This is a genomic window from Bradyrhizobium sp. STM 3843, from assembly GCF_000239815.1.
Lineage (GTDB): Bacteria > Pseudomonadota > Alphaproteobacteria > Rhizobiales > Xanthobacteraceae > Bradyrhizobium.
This window is the reverse complement of sequence record NZ_CAFK01000333.1, coordinates 1-13,435: the sequence shown is the minus strand read 5'-3', so window position 1 is coordinate 13,435 and position 13,435 is coordinate 1. Positions and strand designations below refer to the sequence as shown.

Below are 13,435 nucleotides of genomic sequence, written 5' to 3'. Positions count from 1 at the left end.
CGTCCCTGCGAACGCGGGGACCCATACTCCGTGACCTGTCGTGGGGCACGGACCGCAACGACGATCTTGTCCATCAACTGAGTTCGGTGGTTATGGGTCCCGGCGTTCGCCGGGACGACACCTGTTTTTGCAGAGGCCGTCGGGCATGACCGCCTCCCTCCGCCTGCGCGCCGGCATCGTCTCCATTCTGCTGCTCGCCGTCTTCCTCGCCGCCTGGCACCTCGCCACGCGCAGTGTCGGGCCGGCGACTAATATGAGCCCCAAATACGCCAAGCTGATGGGGCTGACGGCAACCCAGGGCAAGTCGGCGATGCCAGGCCCGCTCGATGTCGGCGCCAAGCTCTGGGAGCACCTCAAGCGGCCGTTCTACGACAACGGCCCCAATGACAAGGGGCTCGGCATCCAGCTTGGCTATTCGATCGCCCGCGTGATGCTCGGCTATCTGATCGCGGTGGTCATCGCCATCCCGCTCGGCTTCCTGATCGGCATGTCGCCGTTGATGAGCCGTGCGCTCGATCCGTTCATCCAGATCCTCAAACCGATCTCGCCACTGGCCTGGATGCCGCTTGCGCTCTACACGATCAAGGACTCCAGCCTGTCGGCGATCTTCGTGATCTTCATCTGCTCGGTCTGGCCGATGCTGATCAACACCGCCTTCGGCGTCGCGAGCGTGCGCAAGGAGTGGATCAACGTCGCGCGCACGCTCGAGGTCGGCCACCTCAGACGCGCCTTCACGGTGATCCTGCCCGCAGCCGCGCCCACCATCCTCACCGGCATGCGGATTTCGATCGGGATCGCCTGGCTCGTGATCGTCGCCGCCGAGATGCTCGTCGGCGGCACCGGCATCGGCTACTTCGTCTGGAACGAGTGGAACAATCTCTCGATCACCAATGTGATCATCGCGATCCTCCTGATCGGCCTCGTCGGCATGGCGCTCGACCAGATCCTGGCGCGCTTTGCGCGGCTCGTCACGTTTCCGGAGTGAGATGCGCCATGCCCGACAAATTCATCTCCATTGAAGGTATCGCCAAGCGCTACGATAGCGGCGCGCGCGAGACGACCATTTTCGATGATCTGTGGCTTGCGGTGGCCCGCGGCGAGTTCGTCTGCGTGATCGGCCATTCCGGCTGCGGCAAGACCACGGTGCTCAACATCCTCGCCGGCCTCGACAGCCCCAGCAAAGGCGCCGTCATCGTCGATGGTCAGGCGATCGAAGGGCCGAGCCTCGATCGTGCCGTGATCTTCCAGAGCCATGCGCTGTTGCCCTGGCGCAGCGTGCTCGGCAATGTGGCCTATGCGGTCAGCTCGAAATGGCGCAACTGGGATCGCGTCAAGGTCAAGGCGCACGCGCAAAGCTTCATTGATCTCGTCGGCCTGTCCGGCTCCGAGCACAAGCGGCCATCCGAACTCTCCGGCGGCATGAAGCAGCGCGTCGGCATTGCCCGCGCGCTCTCGATCACGCCGAAGATCATGCTGATGGACGAGCCGTTCTCGGCGCTGGATGCGCTGACGCGTGGGACGTTGCAGGATGAGGTCCGGCGCATCTGTCTGGAGACCGGGCAGACCGTGTTCATGATCACGCATGACGTCGATGAAGCGATCTATCTCGCCGACAAGATCGTGCTGATGACCAATGGTCCCGGTGCGGTGCTGGCGGAGATCGTCGAGAATCCGTTGCCGAAGGAGCGCTTGCGCGGCGATCTGCACCGCCATCCGCTCTATTACGGCGTGCGCAACCACATCATCGATTTCCTGGTCAGCCGCAGCAAGACCTTCACCTCCGACAGGCCCGATCACGATCCGCGCAAGGTGCCGCTGGTGCGGATCGGGAAACCCGAACTGACGATCACGTCCGGGGTGGAGCAGCAAGCGGTGGAATCACGGCAGGCGTCATGGCCGGGTTTGGCCCGGCCATTGACGTCTTCGTGAGCAATTTCAAGACGTGGATGCCCGGCACAAGGCCGGGCATGACGGAGGCGAAAGGGAGACCCAGCATGAAACGATCCGAACTCACCGAGAAGCTGCTCGACATCAAGCGCGAGAAGGGCTGGAGCTGGAAACATATCTGCGAGAAGATCGGCGGCTATTCCGAGGTGCTGATCGTCGGCGCCATTCTCGGCCAGATGAAGCTGACCAAGCCGCAGGCGGCCAATGCCGGCGAGCTGTTCGGGCTCTCGAAGAGCGAGGTCGCGATGCTGAACGAGACGCCGATGCGCGGCGAGGGCGTGACCATGCCGCCGACCGATCCGCTCATCTACCGCTTCTACGAGCTCGTGATGATCAACGGCCCGGCCTGGAAGGAGCTGATCCAGGAGGAGTTCGGCGACGGCATCATGTCGGCGATCGACTTCGACATGGTAATGGAGCGGTTGCCGAACCCGAAGGGGGACCGCGTCAAGATCACGATGTCCGGCAAGTTCCTGCCCTACAAATATTACGGCGCCAGCGGCAACGTGCCGGAATATGGATTCAAGGAAGAATAGAGCGAATAGCAAGGAACGAATGGTGAATTGCGAGTAGCGAGTCGGGGATGAACAATCCCTATTCGCCACTCGCTATTCGGCTTAAGTCCCTGCCTTCACCTGCGCGACCGCCACCGCCAGCAGCTCGGTCATCTTGGTCAGCACGTCCTGTTCGGTGACCGCGACACCCTTGGCTGCGAGGTCGCCCAGTACCTTGCTCAGCACGGCGGCATCGCCGCCTTCCTCGAATTCGGTCGCGACAATATCCTTGGCATAGGTGTCGGCATCGGCGCCGCTCTTGCCAAGCTTTTCGGCCGCCCACAGGCCCAGCAGACGGTTGCGACGGGCCTCTGCCTTGAACTTGAGCTCCGCGTCGTGGACGAACTGTGTTTCGAAGGCTTCTTCGCGCTTGTCGAATGTGGTCATAGCCGGAAGTTCCAGGGTTGCCGAAAGGGGCCGGAGCGGCGGTTGCGGGCGAGGGTCCGGCTGCCTAAATAATTGGAACATCTCGTCAAGACAATGCCAAGGCAGTTGGCACGACGCCGCAGGGAAGAATGGTAAAACTCCGTCTCGTCGGCCCGGATCGATTGTGCTCGCCGAGCCAATCAGATAGGTTTCCTCCAGGCCCGGTTCTTGTTCTGTTTCCCTCAGGTCCAGGCCTTCGCGGCAGCTCCGTCGTGGTCCTGTCCCAAATCGTCCGGAGCCTACCAGTTCATGGATTTTAACAAAACACGGTACATCCCAATGAGCCGCCGGCGTCGCATTTATGAAGGTAAGGCGAAGGTCCTGTACGAAGGTCCCGAGCCTGGTACCCTGATCCAGCACTTCAAGGACGATGCGACCGCGTTCAATGCCAAGAAGCACCAGGTGATCGAGGGGAAGGGCGTCCTCAACAACCGGATTTCGGAGTACCTGTTTCAGCACCTGAACGACATCGGGGTGCCGACCCATTTCATCCGCCGTCTCAACATGCGCGAGCAGCTGATTCGCGAGGTCGAGATCGTGCCGCTCGAGGTGGTGGTGCGCAACGTGGCGGCGGGGTCGCTGTCGCAGCGCCTCGGCATCGAGGAGGGCACCCAGCTGCCGCGCTCGATCATCGAGTTCTATTACAAGAACGACCAGCTCAACGACCCCATGGTCTCCGAGGAGCACATCACGGCGTTCGGCTGGGCGACCCCGCAGGAGATCGACGACATCATGGCGCTCGCCATCCGCGTCAATGATTTCCTGACCGGGCTCTTCCTCGGGATCGGCATCCGCCTGGTCGACTTCAAGATGGAGTGCGGCCGGCTGTTCGAGAACGAGATGATGCGCATCATCGTCGCCGACGAAATCTCCCCGGATTCGTGCCGGCTGTGGGACATCAAGTCGAACGAGAAGCTCGACAAGGACCGTTTCCGCCGTGATCTCGGCGGGCTCTTGGAGGCCTATACCGAGGTCGCCAAGCGGCTCGGCATCCTGATGGAAAACGAGCGGCCGGCCGGCTCCGGCCCGGTGCTGGTCAAGAGCTGACGCTGCAAGGTTTATGGCTGCAAGGTTTATGAAGGTGGGTGACGTGAAAGCGCGTGTCACGGTGACGCTGAAATCCGGCATTCTCGATCCGCAAGGCAAAGCGATCGAGGGTGCGCTGAAATCGCTCGGCGTCGACGGCGTTGCCAGCGTCCGGCAGGGCAAGGTGTTCGACATCGAACTCGCCGGCGCCGACAAGGCCAAGGCGGAGGCCGCCCTGAAGGAAGCCGCCGACAAGCTGCTCGCCAACACGGTGATCGAGAATTACCGGGTCGAGCTGCTGGGGTAGGCGATGGCATCCACGGATCTCCAGCCCTGCGACCTTGTGCTGGAGATTTCGCGTGCAATCACCAGCCTCGAAAATTCGGTCAATGAGTTGCTTGCTGATGCGCGAGCTTTCAATGGAGAGCTGTTGGCGGACCTCGGCACGGTCGCGGCGCAACGCATGAACATCAGCTCAAGAACAGGCGAACGCACACCATGAAATCCGCCGTCCTCGTCTTTCCCGGCATCAACCGCGAACGCGACATGGCGCGCTCGTTGCGCCTGATCTCCGGTCATGAACCGGCGATGGTCTGGCACGCGGAGACGTCGCTGCCGAAGGGCACAGACCTCGTCGTGGTGCCTGGCGGCTTCTCCTATGGCGATTATCTGCGCTGTGGCGCGATCGCCGCGCGGGCGCCTGTCATGGATGCCGTGCGCGATTTCGCTGCTAAGGGCGGGCTCGTGCTCGGCGTCTGCAACGGCTTCCAGATCCTCTGCGAGTCCGGGCTGCTGCCGGGCGTGCTGATGCGCAACGAGAAGCTCAAATTCATCTGCAAGGATGTGCATCTGCGGGTCGAGCGATCGGATTCGCCCTTCACGCGCGGCTATAACGCCGGACAGGTGATCCGTGTGCCGGTTGCTCACGGCGAGGGCAACTACGAAGCCGATGAAGAGACCTTGAAGCGTCTCGAAGGTGACGGACGCATCCTGTACCGCTACTGCTCGCCGGAAGGTGCCGTCGATGCCGGCGCCAACATCAATGGCGCGGCGCATTCGATCGCCGGCATCGTCAACGAGAACGGGAATGTGCTCGGCATGATGCCGCATCCCGAGAATCACGTCGAAGACATCATGGGCTGCACCGACGGCCGTGGTCTGTTCGCCGGACTCGTCGCGCATCTGGATCGTGCGGCCTGATCCGGCTTAACCGGATTCGTTCCGATATTTTTTGTTGTCCCGCCGCGCAACGGCTGGCCGGTGTTTGCGTTGTCCGCCCACAAAACGGGGCAGGGAACTGGAGGAGGTTCTCTATGACGACGGCATCCAAATACTGGCTTGGTACTGCTGCTATCGCGCTTGCGATGGCGATCGGCTCGGGCGGCGCAATCGCCCAGGGCCCATCCGACATGAAGCATGAGGGCGCACGCGGCGCGCAGCCTTCGGCAGAATCATCACGCGAAGCAAGCCGTCCCGGCGCGGAGGCCAAAGGCTCTGCCGCCGGCCCACATGCTGCTCAATCTGAGACCAAGCAGAGCGCGCAGGAGCCGCGGCGCGGCGAAGCCTCGCCTGGTCGCGAGCAGGCCACGGAGCGGCCGTCCCGCGATAGCAGGCAGACGGTCGGCCAGGGTTCTGGTCCAGGCGCGGCCAAGGATGCGGCGCAGTCCGACAAGGCTGGACCCGGCGCTGCACAATCCGACAAGGCGGAACACTCGACCGTGCAGCGCGATCGCGATCAGCGCGACAGTCGGGACGCCAAGGAGTCGGCCGAGACCAAGCGGCAGCAGGGCCAGGCGGACGAGCGTAAGGGCGACAATCGCGCGGCCGAGACCAGCAGATCGGGCCAGCCGAATCAGCGCCAGGACCGTGAAGCCGATCGTCACGATCGCAATTCGACCGGCTCCACGCAGCAGAGCCAGGACGAGCGCAAAGGTCCTGATCGTGCGGCGGAGAAGCAGGGCACCGAGCGCAACAATCAGGCGGCCCAGCCGAATCGCCCGGACAATACCGGCTCGACGGCCCAGCAGAATACACAGCCGGGACAAGCCACCGGCCAGGCTCAGAATCAGCCTGATCGCAATCGCTCGAATACCAAAGTCTCGGTGAACGACCAGCAGCGTACGCAGGTCATCGATCGGCTGCGCCGCGATCGCGACATCGATCAGGCGCGGACCGACATCAACATCAACGTCAATGTCGGCGAACGTCTGCCCGAGCGGGTGCGGCCGCGCCCGCTGCCCTCGGATATCGTGTCGATCGTGCCGGAATATCGCGGCTACGAATACACCGTGGTGCATGACGACATCGCGATCATCGATCCGCACAGCCGCGAGATCGTCGACGTCATTCCGGAACGCGGCGGTTACACCAGCGCTGATCGCTATGGCGGCGGCTATGGCAGCACCCGCGTGACGCTGTCCGATGAACAGCGCCAGATCCTGCTCCGCTCCGCCACCTCAACGGGCACGGTGGGCTCGACTTCGACATCATCGGGTTCGTCCTCATCAGGATCGACCTGCCTGTCGTTGAGGCGTGTGCCGGACGAACTCGCGCGCAGCAACCCGGAGTTGGCGTCGTATCAGTATCTGGCGATCGGCGATCAGGTCGTGCTGGTTGACCCGCAGAACCAGAAGGTGGTGCAGGTGATCGATCAGCAGCAGTAGCAGAGTGTCAGGGAGGCATGCCGTAGCCGGCGTGCCTCCCGCTGCTTTTCGCCTGTCCCGGCGTTGCATCGCTCCGACGCCGAGCCGCTCGACGCCAAGTCGCTCCGACGCCAAGCCATGCCGATCCGGCATAGATTCCTATCTGAAGATTGATTTGGACATAGCACGCACGCGTCTGCTCTAGTTCGCTCGCGAACGGAACGAGAATTTCATCTCGTCCATGAGGGGAGCGAAACGAGCCATGGCGACCATCCGCCAGCTTTATGTCCAAGTCTTGATTGCGATCGTGCTCGCGATCGTCTTCGGCCTGATGGCGCCCGAGGCGGCCACCCAGATGAAACCGCTCGGCGACGGCTTCATCGCGCTGCTGCGCATGATGCTCGGGCCCATCATCTTCTGCTCCGTCGTGCTCGGGCTGACCCACGTGCGCGACATGCGGCAACTCGGCCGCCTCGCCTTCAAGGCCCTGCTTTATTTCGAGATCCTGACCACGCTCGGCATGGTCGCGGGCTTCATCGCGGTCAACGTGTTCCAGCCCGGCAATGGGCTCCATGCGAGCAATCTCGCGCTCAGTGAGAGCGTAACGCGCATCTCCAACTCGGCGAGCAACTTCACCGCAATCGGCTTCTTCCTCAGCATCATTCCGAGCACAATCGTCGACGCCTTCGCCAAGGGCGAGATCCTCCAGGTCCTGTTCATCTCCGTGCTGGTGGGCGCAGCCCTCAGCGTCGGCTTGAAGAAGGACTCGGCGATCCTGCACGGCATCGAGGAGGGGCAGGATGTGCTGTTCCGCATGCTCGGCTTCATCATGAAGCTCGCGCCCCTGGGCGCTTTCGGCGCGATGGCGGCCGCGATCGGCGCCCATGGCGGCGCCACGCTGCTTTATCTCGGCAAGGTCGTGCTGCTCTACTGGATCACGGCCATTCTCTTCGTGGCCGTCGTGCTTGGCAGCGTCTGCGCGATCATGCGACTGTCGCTGCTCAAGCTGCTGCGGCTCATCCGCGAGGAGCTGCTGCTGGTGCTCGGCACGGCCTCCGGAGAGGTCGCGCTGCCGCGCTTGATGCAGAAGCTGCAGCAGGCCGGCTGCGATGGCTCGATCGTTGGCTTCGTCCTGCCGGCCGGCTACAGCTTCAATCTCGACGGCACGGGCATCTACATGGCGATTGCGGTCGGCTTTATCGCGCAGGCCACCGACACGCCGTTTACCTACGGCCAGCAGGTGGCGGTGCTTGCGGTGATGCTGCTGACATCGAAGGGCGGCACGACGGTTGCGGGTGGCGCCTTCATCAAGCTCGCAGCAACGCTTCAGTCCGTGAGGGTGCTGCCACTCAACGGCCTCGGCCTGCTGTTCGGGATCGATCGGCTGATGGCCACCTGCACGGCGCTCACCAACGTCATCGGCAATACGGTCGCCGTCTTTGTGATCGCACGCTGGGAGAATGCGCTGGATACGGCCAAGCTCGATGCTTATCTCGCGCGCGGCGTTGCGGCGCCTCTTGCAGAGGAGGCCGATGATGCACGCGCTGCCATCGTCGGTGCAGGCGAATGAGCTCGGCGCAGGCTTCAGCGCACGTAGCCGTCGATGATCTTGGCGTCAGGCCAGCTGCCGTCGGCGACACATCGCGAGATCACTTCGCGCATCAGCGCCAGCAGTTGGTCTGCCAGCCAGGTCGGCTGCCGCTCGCGCGGCATGCCGATCGAGACGGTCGAGATCAAGGGCGGCCGTTCGATCGACCGGACAGTGAGCTCGCCGCGCTTGGCTTCGGCCGCCACCGCCGAATAGGCGAGGATCGTCGCACCCAGGCCACGCTTGACCATCGCCTTGGTCATGCTCACGCTGTCGACCTCGAAGGCGACGTTGAGCCGGGCGCCGTTCTGGATCGCAGCCTGCTCGATCAGGCGTCGGTTGCTGTGCGGAAGGCTCGGCAGGATGAGCGACAATCCGGCCAGCTCGCGCCAGCGGATCGTCTTGGCCACCGGCTGCCCGCTTTCGGCCGGAGGGCCGGCGACGACCATGCGCTCGTGCAGGATGGGCGCAAGCTCGATGCCGTCGAGCGGCGGCGGATTGTAGAGCACGGCGATGTCGAGTCGGCGGTCCAGCAGCCACTCCTCGAGCGAGGAGCTGATACCTTCGCGGATCTGCACGGAAGCCTGGGGCCAGCGCTTGCGCAGCTCCACCACCACCGACGGCGCAATCCGCAGGCCGGCGACGGGCGGCACGCCCAGCACGATGTGGCCGGCAAAGCTCGAGTCCAGCGAGCGGACAGCGCCCGGCATCTGATCGATCTGCAGCAGCACGGCATGAGCATGATCGAGAAACGTGGTGCCCGCGCGGGTCAGACGGACGCCGCGGCCGTGCCGGACCAGCAGTGCGACGCCGAGCTCATCCTCCAGCTTCATCAGCTGTCGGCTCAGGGCGGACTGCGCGACGTTGAGCATCGCCGACGCCCGGCTCAGGCTGCCGGCGCGCGCCACCTGTACGAAGTAACGAAGCTCGCGGATGTCGATGGCCGTGTCCTCTGCGCCGCCGCCCGCCGCGGTTTATTGCAAGCGGGGCATGACGAGTCAAACCGCGCCCTCCCGCCGGCGCCGACCAGAATGAGACGAGCCCTTTGCCCATGAACTGGATACATCTCGACGGACTGACCCTGCGCTATGAGATGCGGGGCAAGGGAGCGCAGACGCTCGTGCTGTTGCATGAGCTCGGCGGCAGCCTCGAAAGCTTCGATGCGTTGATGGCCGAGCTCGGCGACGGTCGGCGTGTCCTGCGCCATGATCTGCGCGGCGCCGGACTGTCGGAAAAGCCGCGTTCGTCTTTCAGTTTCGATGATCATGTCGGCGATCTCGAGCGGCTGCTGACGGCGCTCGGGATCGATGGGGCCGTCGATATTGCCGGCGTCGCGGCCGGGGCCGCGGTGGCGGTCAGCTTCGCGCTGGCGCATCCGGACCGCGTGTCCTCGCTGGCGCTGTGCGCCCCTGCGCTTAGCGTCGATGCCGATCGCGTGCACTATCTGACCCGGCGCTCTGAGCTGTGCATCCGCTCGGGCATGCGTGCCGTGGCGGCCGAGACGCTCGATCGCTCCTATCCGCCCGCCCTGCGGCGTGACCGCGATGCATATCTCACCTATCTCGGTCGCTTCCTCGGCAATGATCCGGTCGGCTATGCGCACAACAATCTCGCCTTCGCCAAGGTCGACCTGCTCGGGCGTCTGCGGGATATCCCGCATCGCTGTCTGCTGCTCGCCGGGGCGCATGATCTGTTGCGGCCGGAGCCGCAGGTCGCGGCACTGGCGCGGACGATCCCGCATGCCGACTATGCGAGGATCGACGAGGCCGGTCATCTGATGCAGGTGCAGGCGCCGGCCGAGATGGCGCGGCGGCTGCTCGCTTTCCTTGCGCAGCCGGCAGCTCAGCCGGTCCTGCCTTGCGTGTCCTGACCGGAGTGATCGCATGCGCATCAGAGAGCTTGCTATCGCCGATATGGATGACGCACAGCGTGCAGTTGCGGAGGAGGCCATCGCGGGAAAGCGTGGCCGCATCCCGGCGCCGCTGCGGGCCTGGCTGCACAGTCCGGAGCTCGGGCGTCGCGCCCAGAAGCTCGGCGAGTTCGTGCGCTACGACACGTGCTTGCCAGCAGCGTTGTCCGAGCTTGCGATCTTGGTCACCGCGCGGCACTGGACCTCTCATTTCGAGTGGTACGCTCACAAGCGTGACGGGCTTGCGGCCGGAATCGACCCGGCCGTCATCAGCGCGATCGCGGAGCGGCGCGCGCCGAAGCTCACCGATACCAAAGCGAAGCTGGTTCACGACTACACGAAAGTGCTGCTCGCGACCGGCCGGGTACCGGACGATCTGCATGCGGCTGCGACCGAGGCCCTCGGCGAACGCGGCGTGGTCGATCTCGTCGGCATCATCGGCTACTACGCGCTGGTGGCGCTCACTCTTAACGCCTTCGATATCGGCCTGCCGGACGGCGAGAAGCCGGAACTGGAGCCCTGAGGAGACGGTCATGACGAAGCGCCTGGACGGCAAGGTCGCGATTATCACCGGTGCCGGATGCGTTGGTCCGGGCTGGGGCAACGGCCGGGCTGCCGCGGTCATCTTCGCGCGTGAGGGCGCCAGGGTGTTTGCCGTCGACAGCAACGCCGAACGCATCGACGAGACCTTGGCCCGCGCGCACGCCGAAGGCGGCACGATCACCGCTCACAGCTGCGACGTCACAGACGCTGCGGCCGTGGCCGCCATGGTGGACGCCTGCATCGCAGCGTTCGGACGGGTCGACATTCTAGTCAACAATGTTGGCGGATCGGCGCCGGGCGGTCCGGTCGAACTGACGGAGGAGGGGTGGGACCGGCAGCTCGATCTCAACCTCAAGAGCGTGTTCCTGACCTGCAAGTCGGTGCTGCCGCACATGGCAAGGCAGGGCGGCGGCGCCATCGTCAACACGGCCTCCACTTCGGGCATCCGCTGGACCGGGTCGGCGCAGGTCGGCTACGCCTCGGCCAAGGCCGCGGTGATCCAGTTCTCGCGCGTCGTCGCCGTGCAGTACGCGCCGAAGCGTGTTCGCGTGAACACCGTGGTGCCCGGCCAGATGCACACCCCGATGGTCGAGGCGCGCCTGGCCGGGCAGCGTGCCGGTGGCGACGTCGCGGCCCTGCTGCGGACGCGGCAGGCCCGCATTCCGCTCGGTTTCATGGGCGACGGACGCGACACCGCCAACGCCGCGCTGTTTCTCGCTTCCGACGAGGCCCGCTTCATCACCGGCACCGAGATCGTCGTCGACGGCGGCATGAGCGCCCGCTGTGACTGAGACCAGGAGCGCTGCCATGTCCGAAATTTCGATCCAGACCGAGCGCCGCGTGCTACCTCGCGGTGCCTGCGACGCGCACTGCCACATCTTCGGTCCATTCGATCGCTTTCCGCTGCCGGACGATCGTAGCTTCACCCCGCCGGAGGCCCCGGAAACGGCGCTGCGCCAGTTGCATGACGGTCTCGGCTTCGACCGCGCCGTCATCGTGCACAGCCAGGGCCATGGCCGGGACCATCGCCCGCTGCTCGATGCCCTTGTCGTGGGCCGCGGCCGCTATCGCGGCGTCGCCGTGCTCGGGCCGGACGTGTCGGTCGATGCGGTCGCGCGTTTGGACGCGGCGGGCGTCTGCGGCGTGCGTTTCAACTTCCTGGCTCATCTTGGTGGCGCGCCGGCGCCGGAGCGCGTGCAGGCCGTGCTTGCGCTGGTGCGGCCGTTCGACTGGCATGTTGCCATTCACGTCACCGGCGCCGATCTCATCCGCTACGCTGATCTGATCGCTGCGATCGAGGCGCGCGTGGTCATCGACCACATGGCCCGCCCGGATCTTGGCCAGAACCTCGCAGCATGCCGGGACATCCTGTTTCGCCTGCTCGACAGCGGACGGGTCTGGGTGAAGCTCAGCGGCGCCGACCGCATCTCGCTGATGGGCGCGCCCTATCACGACGTCGTGCCGTTCGCCCTCAGTCTCGCCGCGCACGCGCCGCAGCGCGTGCTGTGGGGGAGCGACTGGCCGCACGTCAACATCAGTGGTCCGATGCCCGACGACGTCGCGCTGGTCGATCTCTTGGCCGAGATCGCGCCCTCGGATGCGTTGCGGCGCCGGCTTCTCGTCGACAATCCTGCCGAGTTGTTCGGCTTTGACACCCCGGCGCGCTGACGACCGGCGTGCGCCCTTTGAACCTGATGTGGCCCGGCTGCGTCACATATCCGTCGTGAATGGCGCTTGCGTCAACCCGGGATTGTGAGTTCGGGAGGGTCGCGCTATCAAAGCGCGCGCAAGTTGTCCGTTGGTGGGGATTTCGCCGTGCCCGTCGCACTGGTCGTTTTATTGCTCGACATCACGCTGATCTATCATGCGGCGCGGACCGGACGCCTGCAGCCCTGGGCCTTTATCATCCTGATGGTCCCGCTGATCGGCTCGCTCGCCTATATCGTGGTCGAGGTGGTGCCGGAATGGCTCGGCAGCCATGACGTGCAACGGGCGCGCAAGCGCGTCGCTAACAAGCTCGATCCGGAGAAGCAGTATCGCGAATTGTCGGATCGGCTCGCGATCACCGACACGATCGCCAACCGGGCGGCGTTGGCCGAGGAATGCGTCTTGGTCGGCCGCTATGATGAGGCCGAGCACCATTACGATCATATCCTCAGCCTGCCGATGGGCCATGAGCCGCTCTTCGCCTTGGGCAAAGCCAAGGCGCAGTTCGCCCGCAGACGGCCCGGCGACGCGCTGGCGACGCTCGACGAGCTGCAAAAGGATTGGCCTGACTACAATTCCGCCGAAGCGCATCTGCTCTACGCACGGGCGCTGCAGGACGCAGGCCGTACCGACGAGGCGCTGGAGGAGTACCACGCGCTGTTGGCCTATGCTCCGAGCAGCGAGGTCAAAGTCCGCTATGGGTTGCTACTCAAGCTGGTCGGCCGGATCGCCGAGGCGAAGGTGGTCTTCACCGAGCTGCTGATCCAGATGAAGCGGGCTCCACGCCATGTGCGCAAGGTGCAGGCGGAATGGATCGCAATTGCGGAGAAGCAGCTCGCGGGGTGAGCCTTCGTCGTATTCGTGGCCGGGACGCTGCGCCGCGACCCGGACATTGATCAGGCGCGACCAATATCGACATTTGCCTCACTGTCGGTGAGCCCCTTCGCAAGCCTGTGTCCGCTGACCGCTCGCATCAGGATCGTCGCGCGGATATCGCGGCTCCAACTACACGGTCGTGCTTGGCGTCACGTCTGAGAGACGCAGGCGTTCTTCCCTGACAGGCTCAGGCCGGTACCTGGATGGCTGAAGCTCG

The 13,435-nt window shown here is 64.6% G+C and carries 16 protein-coding genes; 14 read left to right on the top strand and 2 right to left on the bottom strand.

Annotated features, from left to right (window positions below):
• Positions 1-145: 145 nt before the first annotated feature.
• From ntrB to cynS, 3 genes are all read left to right on the top strand, one after another.
• Positions 146-985: a nitrate ABC transporter permease gene (ntrB, locus tag BRAS3843_RS36495; protein WP_008974306.1), complete on the top strand. Its 840-nt coding sequence runs from the start codon at positions 146-148 to the stop codon at positions 983-985.
• Positions 986-993: 8 nt separating this feature from the next.
• Positions 994-1,929 (top strand): ABC transporter ATP-binding protein, encoded by a 936-nt coding sequence (locus tag BRAS3843_RS36490; protein WP_008974305.1) that lies wholly within the window; start codon positions 994-996, stop codon positions 1,927-1,929.
• Positions 1,930-1,994: 65 nt separating this feature from the next.
• Entirely contained in the window at positions 1,995-2,483 is a 489-nt protein-coding gene (gene cynS, locus BRAS3843_RS36485; protein WP_008974304.1) for a cyanase, read from the top strand.
• Between the two features lie 81 nt (positions 2,484-2,564).
• On the opposite strand, the gene BRAS3843_RS36480 is transcribed toward cynS, so the two are convergent.
• The gene (locus tag BRAS3843_RS36480; RefSeq protein ID WP_008974303.1) at positions 2,565-2,888 is read right to left on the bottom strand and encodes a DUF1476 domain-containing protein; all 324 of its coding nucleotides are present in this window, start codon (positions 2,886-2,888) and stop codon (positions 2,565-2,567) included.
• A 318-nt stretch (positions 2,889-3,206) separates the two neighbouring features.
• Between BRAS3843_RS36480 and purC the strand changes: the two genes are divergently transcribed.
• The 6 genes from purC (at position 3,207) to BRAS3843_RS36450 (ending at position 8,165) form a co-directional block, all read left to right on the top strand.
• The gene (purC, locus tag BRAS3843_RS36475; RefSeq protein ID WP_008974302.1) at positions 3,207-3,974 is read left to right on the top strand and encodes a phosphoribosylaminoimidazolesuccinocarboxamide synthase; all 768 of its coding nucleotides are present in this window, start codon (positions 3,207-3,209) and stop codon (positions 3,972-3,974) included.
• Positions 3,975-4,017: 43 nt separating this feature from the next.
• A complete protein-coding gene (purS, locus tag BRAS3843_RS36470; RefSeq protein WP_008974301.1) occupies positions 4,018-4,260 on the top strand; it encodes a phosphoribosylformylglycinamidine synthase subunit PurS in 243 nt (80 codons plus the stop codon).
• Positions 4,261-4,263: 3 nt separating this feature from the next.
• On the top strand, positions 4,264-4,455 hold the full coding sequence (locus BRAS3843_RS36465) for a hypothetical protein (RefSeq protein WP_008974300.1): 192 nt from the start codon (positions 4,264-4,266) through the stop codon (positions 4,453-4,455).
• Positions 4,452-5,153 (top strand): phosphoribosylformylglycinamidine synthase subunit PurQ, encoded by a 702-nt coding sequence (gene purQ / locus BRAS3843_RS36460; RefSeq protein ID WP_008974299.1) that lies wholly within the window; start codon positions 4,452-4,454, stop codon positions 5,151-5,153. Before BRAS3843_RS36465 ends, purQ begins: the two co-directional genes overlap by 4 nt.
• Positions 5,154-5,266: 113 nt before the next feature.
• Entirely contained in the window at positions 5,267-6,616 is a 1,350-nt protein-coding gene (locus BRAS3843_RS36455) for a DUF1236 domain-containing protein (RefSeq protein ID WP_008974298.1), read from the top strand.
• Between the two features lie 241 nt (positions 6,617-6,857).
• Positions 6,858-8,165, top strand: a complete 1,308-nt coding sequence (locus BRAS3843_RS36450) for a C4-dicarboxylate transporter DctA (protein ID WP_008974297.1) — start codon at positions 6,858-6,860, stop codon at positions 8,163-8,165.
• Positions 8,166-8,179: 14 nt separating this feature from the next.
• On the opposite strand, the gene BRAS3843_RS36445 is transcribed toward BRAS3843_RS36450, so the two are convergent.
• Positions 8,180-9,118 (bottom strand): LysR family transcriptional regulator, encoded by a 939-nt coding sequence (locus tag BRAS3843_RS36445; protein ID WP_277996503.1) that lies wholly within the window; start codon positions 9,116-9,118, stop codon positions 8,180-8,182.
• A 116-nt stretch (positions 9,119-9,234) separates the two neighbouring features.
• Here BRAS3843_RS36445 and BRAS3843_RS36440 point away from each other — a divergent pair, with 116 nt between their 5' ends.
• The 5 genes from BRAS3843_RS36440 (at position 9,235) to BRAS3843_RS36420 (ending at position 13,188) form a co-directional block, all read left to right on the top strand.
• Positions 9,235-10,053, top strand: coding sequence for an alpha/beta hydrolase (locus BRAS3843_RS36440; protein WP_008974295.1), 819 nt, complete (start codon positions 9,235-9,237; stop codon positions 10,051-10,053).
• A gap of 13 nt (positions 10,054-10,066) precedes the next feature.
• Entirely contained in the window at positions 10,067-10,615 is a 549-nt protein-coding gene (locus tag BRAS3843_RS36435) for a hypothetical protein (RefSeq protein ID WP_008974294.1), read from the top strand.
• 10 nt (positions 10,616-10,625) lie between these two features.
• Positions 10,626-11,426, top strand: a complete 801-nt coding sequence (locus tag BRAS3843_RS36430) for an SDR family oxidoreductase (RefSeq protein ID WP_008974293.1) — start codon at positions 10,626-10,628, stop codon at positions 11,424-11,426.
• Between the two features lie 16 nt (positions 11,427-11,442).
• On the top strand, positions 11,443-12,303 hold the full coding sequence (locus tag BRAS3843_RS36425; protein WP_050886596.1) for an amidohydrolase family protein: 861 nt from the start codon (positions 11,443-11,445) through the stop codon (positions 12,301-12,303).
• A gap of 147 nt (positions 12,304-12,450) precedes the next feature.
• Positions 12,451-13,188: a tetratricopeptide repeat protein gene (locus BRAS3843_RS36420; RefSeq protein WP_008974291.1), complete on the top strand. Its 738-nt coding sequence runs from the start codon at positions 12,451-12,453 to the stop codon at positions 13,186-13,188.
• Positions 13,189-13,435: the final 247 nt, after the last annotated feature.